The organism is Streptomyces sp. MBT53, from assembly GCF_016654115.1.
Taxonomy (GTDB): domain Bacteria; phylum Actinomycetota; class Actinomycetes; order Streptomycetales; family Streptomycetaceae; genus Streptomyces.
Map to the genome: position 1 here is coordinate 1 of NZ_JAEQAZ010000486.1, position 990 is coordinate 990.

Sequence of the window (990 nt, forward strand, 5' to 3'; positions counted from 1 at the left end):
GGTCGAGGGGCAGATAGGCGGCCCCCGACTTCAGGACGCCCAGCAGCGCCACCATCAGCTCCGCCGAGCGGGGTACGGCGACGGCGACCAACCGTTCCCGACCCGCACCCTTGGCTCGCAGCCGGGCGGCCAACTCCTCTGCCCGTGCGTCCAGTTCGGCGTAGGTGAGCGTGGTCGTGCCGTCGTACACGACGGCCGTGGCGTCCGGAGTGCGTGCGACCTGTGCGGCGAACGCGGCGGCGAGCGTGGTGGCCGGGACCGGCCGGGTCTCCCCCGCCGGGTGGGCGGCGGTCAGCTCGTCCGGGGTGAGCAGGTCGAGGTCGGCGACGCGCGCGCCGGGGTCGTCTGCCAGCGCTTGCAGGATCAGGGTGAGCCGGTCCGCGAGGGACTGCACCGCGTCGGCGTCGAGGCGCCCGGCGTGGTGCTTGAGGCGCAGGTCGAGGCGGCGGCCGGGCTTGACGATGAGGGCGAGGGGGTAGTGCACGGCGTCGTGGAAGGCGTGTCCGGCGACGGCGATCGTGCCGGTGGGGTCGGTGATGCCGGGGGCGCCCTCGCCGCCGGGGTAGTTCTCGAACACCACGAGGGTGTCGAAGAGTTCGCCGTCGCCCGCGTGGCCGGTGGCGCGCTGGATGTCGGTGAGGCCGAGGTGCTGGTGGTCGAGGAGCGCGCTCTGTTCGTCCTGGAGCCGGTCGAGGAGCCCGCCCAGGGTGTCTCCGGGGGCCCAACGCAGGCGGGTGGGCAGGGTGTTGATGAACAGGCCGATCATCGACTCGATGCCGTCGACGGCGGCGTCGCGTCCGGCGACCGTCGTACCGAACAGCACGTCCTGGCGGCCCGTCATCCGGCCGACGAGCAGGCCCCAGGCGCCCTGGACGAGAGTGCCGAGGGTGACTCCGCGTTCGCGGGCGCGGGCGGTGAGCCGGGAGGTGATCCGTTCGGTCAACTCGACGCGGATCTGGGCGGGTTCGAGGGGTCCGGCGGGCGCGGGGG

Annotated in this window: 1 protein-coding gene; it reads right to left on the reverse strand. The window is 73.9% G+C overall.

The features are described from left to right. The coding region (locus tag JHN45_RS52400; RefSeq protein ID WP_201056570.1) for a condensation domain-containing protein at window positions 1-990 on the reverse strand (990 nt) is incomplete at both ends.